Below are 5,115 nucleotides of genomic sequence, written 5' to 3'. Positions count from 1 at the left end.
CGGCGACGGGACCCACACCCCGGCCGGGAACGGCGGCAGCTACACCGTCTCGATGGAGCCGGTGGGCGAAGTCGAGTTCGACGGCGTCCCCGAGACGTGGGTCGCCAACAACGGCAGCTGGGCCGACATGGGGATCGCGCTGGGGCAGGCGCCGCCGGAGGCGCTGTGGCTCACCAGCCGCTACCACACCCAGTACTACGACGAGATCGACGGCGTGAGCGTCGACACCGAGGGGATGACCGACCTCTATCAGGACGGCGTGAGCAAGGAGCTGTTCTACGAGCTCGGTGCCGACGTCCACGTCATCGACCCGAACTTCCTGATGAACCGCTTCAGCGGGTGGGAGCAGGCCGACGTCGACGAGATCGAGGAGAACGTCGGGCCGTTCTTCGGCAACAGCATCTTCTCGACCGGCTACGGCTGGCACGAGGAGTACCAGTACTACGACCTCTACGAGGCGTTCGGCAAGCTCGCCGAGGTGTTCCAAGAGACCGAGCGCTACGACGCGTTCACGGACCTGCACTCCGAGTTCCAGTCGAACGTCGAGGGGGTCGTGCCCGCCGAGGGCGAGCGCCCCGAGGCCGCGGTCGTCTGGGCCGCCGGCAACGAGCCCGAGTCGTTCTCGCCGTACATCGTCGGCGAGGGGACGAGCTTCAAGCACCTCCGCGAACTGGGCGTGCAGGACGCCTTCGCGAACACCGAGGTGCGCGACTTCCACAGCAACCGCAGCGAGGTCGACTACGAGACGCTGCTCGAAATCGATCCCGAGGTGCTGCTCTGCCGCGGCCACGAGCACCAGACCGCCGAGGAGTTCCAGAACACGGTCGTCTCGTTCATGGAGAACCACGACGTCGCCAGCGACCTGACCGCGGTCCAGAACGGCGACGTGTACCGCGCCGGCCCGCTGTACCAAGGCCCGATCACGCACTTCGTCGTCACCCAGCGGCTGGCCGAGGACCTCTACGGCGTCGACGAACGGCTGTACGACGCCGGCCGCGTGAGCGACATCGTCAACGGCGAGTTCTAGAACTCCGTCACCTTCGACTGGATCCGGCCGTCGTCGACGGGCTCATCTTCGGCGACGTATCTGGCTAACCGGTCCCGGCTCACGTCGTCGTGGCCGTGGAGGTACGCCAACTCCGTCAGCGACAGCTCCTCGCCGCTCTCGAGTTTGTGCAGCAGGCTCTCGGGACTCAGCCGCTCGTAGGTCACGTCCAGATCGACCGTCGCCGCCCGCCCCTCGCCGGCCTCCGCGACGTTGACCGCCTCGTTCAGCAGCTCCTCGAACTCGAGTTCGGTGTCGTCGATACCCCGGTACAGCAGTGCGAGCGCCGAGACCAGCGCGTCGAACGCCTCGGTGCCCGCCATACTCCCGAAGCGCTTCTCGAACACCAGCTCCCGGTCGCGCTCGTCCAACTGCTCGACCAGCAGCTCGAAGTCCCGCACCGCCTCGAACAGCCGATCGCGGATGCGCGCCCGGGCGTTGCGCTCGGACTGGACGCTCGAGAACTCCGCCTCCCCGCGCAGGTACGCGCGGTCGGCCTCGCTCAGTATCCCGCGGTCGCGGCCGGTGTCGTCCATACTCCAATACCGAGTATGCTATCTGTTAAAGACGGCGTTCCATACTCGGTATCGAATTATCTACCGGTTTCCTGTGAGAAACGCTTTTGGGCCGTCCGGCCGCGAACTCTCCCATGCCCGAAGCCGTCTCCCCCACCGTTCCGTTGCCACAGAACCCAGTCGACGACGCGGCGATCGACGCCGACCGACTGGCGGAGTCCCTCGCGGTGCTCGACGCGCTGGTCGACGAGTGCCGGCTCGAACTGGCCGTCGAGGGCCTCCGCGTGCGTGCGGTCGACCCCGCGAACGTCGCCGCCGTCTCGATCGACCTCCCCGCGGACGCCTTCGAGCGCTACGAGGCCAACGGGGAGACGGTCGGCGTGGACGTGGCGCGACTCGCGGAGGTGGTCGGCCTCGCGGATTCCGGCGACTCGGTGCGACTCGTGCTCGACGCCGAGCGCCGCCGGCTCCACGTGCTGGTGGGCGAACTCGCGTACACGCTGGGGCTGATCGACCCCGAGGCGATCCGCGAACCGCTGGATCCCGCCGAGATGGAGTACGACTGCCCCGCCGAACTGGCTCTCGACGGTCGGGGGATCTCGCGGGTCGTCGACGCCGCCGACATGGTGTCGACCCACCTCACGCTGGGCGTCGACCCCGAGGCGGGGGCGTTCTACGCCGAAGCCGCCGGCGACACCGACGATGTGGCGCTCTCGTTCCCGCGGGAAGAACTGGCCGCGCTCTCGCCGGCCGACGCCGAGTCGCTGTTCTCGCTCGACTACCTCCGGGAGATGGCCCGCCCGATCCCGGCCGACAGCGAGGTGACGGTGGAACTGGGGAGCGAACAGCCGGTGACGCTCGCCTTCGCCGTCGCCGACGGTGCGGGGGCGGCGACGTTCCTGCTCTCGCCTCGCCGTTCGGTCGCCTGACTCGACCCCGCACACGGGGTTTGATGGTCCCGCCCCGAGAACGGCCGGTATGAGCACCGAAGAGCCGACCGAGCAGTGCTACACCGAGATCGTCTCTCGGTTGGAGGAGGGGGAGCGCGAGACGATCGCGGAGGCGGCGGCGCTGCTCGCGAGCACTGCCGACCGGATGGCCCAGATCGAGAGCCGGGACGGGGACGAGGGGATGGCGGTCGAGCTCCGGCGGATCGCGGACGAGCAGGCCCGGATCGAAGAGATCGCGCTCTCGCCCCGGTCGGGCGCGAACTGAGTCCTTCGACGCTCGATAGATTTGGACCTGAACACGCACGTCGAGTACCGAGTGAGCGTCGGATTCGTCGGCCAAGTCCTCCAGTACATCGGGCTCGCTCCGCTGGTCCCGTTGCTGGCCGCACTCTACTACGGCGAGAGCATTCTCCCGTTCGTCGTGACCAGCGCGGTGATGCTCGCGGTCGGACTGCTGTTCGAGCGCGTGCTCGGCCGCGAGGGCGAACTCGGCCGCCGCGAGGCGTTCCTGCTCGTCAGCCTCGCGTGGCTGGCCGTCCCGCTGGCGGGCACCGTCCCGTACCTCGTCGCCGGCACCGGCACGGTCGCGTCGCCGGTCAACGCGCTGTTCGAGTCGATGTCGGGATTCACGACCACCGGCGCGACCGTCCTCGGCCGGATCTCCGTCGAGCGCCACGGGCACGCGATGCTGCTGTGGCGACAGCTCACCCAGTGGCTCGGCGGGATGGGGATTCTCGTCCTCATGGTCGCCATACTGCCCCAGATTTCCGTCGGCGGCGCACAGGTCATCAATCAGGAGGCGCCCGGGCTCTCCTTCGAGAAGCTCACCCCCCGGATCAGGGAAACCGCCCGCGTGCTCTGGGGTATCTACGCCGGATTCACGCTGCTCGCCGCGCTGGTCTACGCGGTGCTCGGCGCCGTCGGCGTCGCGCCGACCATGGACCTCTACAACGCCGTCGCCCACGCGCTCACCACCCTCCCCACCGGCGGCTTCTCGCCGGAGCCACGCAGCGCCGAGGCGTTCGTGCCCGCGATCCAGTGGGCGATGATGCCGTTCATGCTGCTCGCCGGGACCAACTTCGCGCTGTTCTGGCACGTGTTCCGGGGGAACCCCCGCCACCTGACCGACAACGCGGAGTTCCGGGCGTACCTGCTCGCCGTCCTCGGCGTCGGCGCGGTGCTCTCCGCGGTGCTGTACCTCGGCGTCGGGATCGCCGAGGCGCCGACGAACGTCGACCCGATCGCGGGCAACGTCGAGAACGCGCTCCGGCAGGGGCTGTTCCAGACTGTCGCGATCATCACCACCACCGGCTACGCCAGCATGGACCTCAACACGTGGGACGCCTCCGCGCAGACGATCCTGCTGTTCGCGTACTTCCTCGGCGGCTCGGCCGGCTCGGCGGCCGGCTCGATCAAGATCGTCCGCTGGGTGATCGCCAAGCGGGCGACCGACCGCTCGCTGTTCGTCGCCGCCCACCCCGACGCCATCAGGCCCGTCCGGCTGAACGACGACGTCGTCGAGGAGGAGACGATCATGGAGGTGCTCGTGTTCGTCGTCCTCTTCCTCGGCCTGTTCGCGCTGGGGACGGTCCTGCTCTACCTCGACAGCCACCGCACGCCCGAACTGACGCTCTCGGGGCTGGAGGCGATGAGCGCCGCCATCGCGACGCTGGGCAACGTCGGCCCGGGCTACGGGCCGGTGGGACCGATGGACAGCTTCCTGCCGTTCTCCGACGCCGCGAAGCTGTTCATGGTGTTCCTGATGTGGATCGGCCGGCTGGAGGTGCTCTCGGTGCTGGTGCTCTTCACGCCGTCGTTCTGGACGCGCTGAGCGCTCAGTACCCCAGCAGTTCCAGCGTCTCCCGGATCGGGTCGAGGTACGCCTCGCCGAAGTGACGCAGGTGGACCAACAGCGGCAGCAGTCGGTATATCGGCCGCCGATCGGCGACGCCGTCGGGCAGTCCCGCCCGCTCCCGGTAGCGGTCGAAGAACTCCTCGCCGCCCGTCCCGGTCCACTCGATGTAGGCCAACTCGACCTCCGGATCGGCGTAGTAACACGCCGGATCGAGGAACGCCCGCACGCGCTCGCCGTCCGTAATCAGGTTCTCGGCCCACACGTCGCCGTGGATCAGCGCCGGGGTGGGTTCGTGGTCGAGCAGCGAGGGCAGGTCCGAAACGAGCGCGTCGATCCGGTCGCGATCGGCGGCCGGCAGGAGTCCCTCCCCGGCCGCGTGCTCGGCCATGGACGCCAGCCGGTGCTCGCCGAAGAACGTCGGCCAGTCCCCGATCCGGGGGTTCGGCAGGTCGAGCCGTCCGGTGAGCGTGTCCACGGGGAAGCCGAACGTCGGCGCCCCGTTGCTGTGCAGCGCGGCGAGTCGGTCGGCGAGGTCGCGCTCGACGCTCGGCGTGACCGCCGATCCCCCGTCGACGAACGCCAGCAGGAGCAGGTCCGCGGTCGCGTGGTACACCTCGGGCACCGCCAGCCCGTGCTCGGCGAGGTGGCGGAGCATCGTCGCCTCGGTCCGGAGATCGGTGTCGGCTGTCTTCGCGACGACGCGGCGCCCGTCGCCGAGATCGACGCGGTGGACGCTCCCCACCTCGCCGG

6 protein-coding genes (1 of these 6 only partly in view) are annotated in these 5,115 nt (G+C 69.2%); 4 read left to right on the top strand and 2 right to left on the bottom strand.

Translation table 11 applies throughout. The annotated features are described in order from the left end of the window. Positions 1–1,027, top strand: the 3' portion of a protein-coding gene (locus tag ACFR9S_RS11465) for an ABC transporter substrate-binding protein (RefSeq protein WP_379818708.1). It extends 77 nt beyond the left edge of the window; only the last 1,027 of its 1,104 coding nucleotides appear in the window; its start codon lies beyond the left edge, outside the window; the stop codon is at positions 1,025–1,027. On the opposite strand, the gene ACFR9S_RS11460 is transcribed toward ACFR9S_RS11465, so the two are convergent. Then, positions 1,024–1,581 (bottom strand): hypothetical protein, encoded by a 558-nt coding sequence (locus ACFR9S_RS11460; protein ID WP_379731655.1) that lies wholly within the window; start codon positions 1,579–1,581, stop codon positions 1,024–1,026. The genes ACFR9S_RS11465 and ACFR9S_RS11460 overlap by 4 nt on opposite strands. A gap of 113 nt (positions 1,582–1,694) precedes the next feature. Between ACFR9S_RS11460 and ACFR9S_RS11455 the strand changes: the two genes are divergently transcribed. From ACFR9S_RS11455 to ACFR9S_RS11445, 3 genes are read left to right on the top strand one after another with little or no spacing between them, the layout of a single operon-like run. Further along, positions 1,695–2,489 (top strand): DNA polymerase sliding clamp, encoded by a 795-nt coding sequence (locus ACFR9S_RS11455; protein ID WP_379818707.1) that lies wholly within the window; start codon positions 1,695–1,697, stop codon positions 2,487–2,489. Positions 2,490–2,538: 49 nt separating this feature from the next. Continuing rightward, positions 2,539–2,775: a hypothetical protein gene (locus tag ACFR9S_RS11450; protein ID WP_379731653.1), complete on the top strand. Its 237-nt coding sequence runs from the start codon at positions 2,539–2,541 to the stop codon at positions 2,773–2,775. Positions 2,776–2,826: 51 nt separating this feature from the next. Continuing rightward, the gene (locus ACFR9S_RS11445) at positions 2,827–4,341 is read left to right on the top strand and encodes a TrkH family potassium uptake protein (protein WP_379818705.1); all 1,515 of its coding nucleotides are present in this window, start codon (positions 2,827–2,829) and stop codon (positions 4,339–4,341) included. A 4-nt stretch (positions 4,342–4,345) separates the two neighbouring features. On the opposite strand, the gene ACFR9S_RS11440 is transcribed toward ACFR9S_RS11445, so the two are convergent. Continuing rightward, positions 4,346–5,115: fructosamine kinase family protein (locus tag ACFR9S_RS11440; RefSeq protein ID WP_379818703.1), on the bottom strand; the 770-nt coding region annotated here is incomplete at its 5' end.

Origin of the sequence: Halolamina salina (assembly GCF_042678005.1) — an archaeon.
Classification (GTDB): domain Archaea; phylum Halobacteriota; class Halobacteria; order Halobacteriales; family Haloferacaceae; genus Halolamina; species Halolamina salina.
Note: the sequence above shows the minus strand (reverse complement) of the source record. Positions and strands in the feature narration are given on the sequence as shown.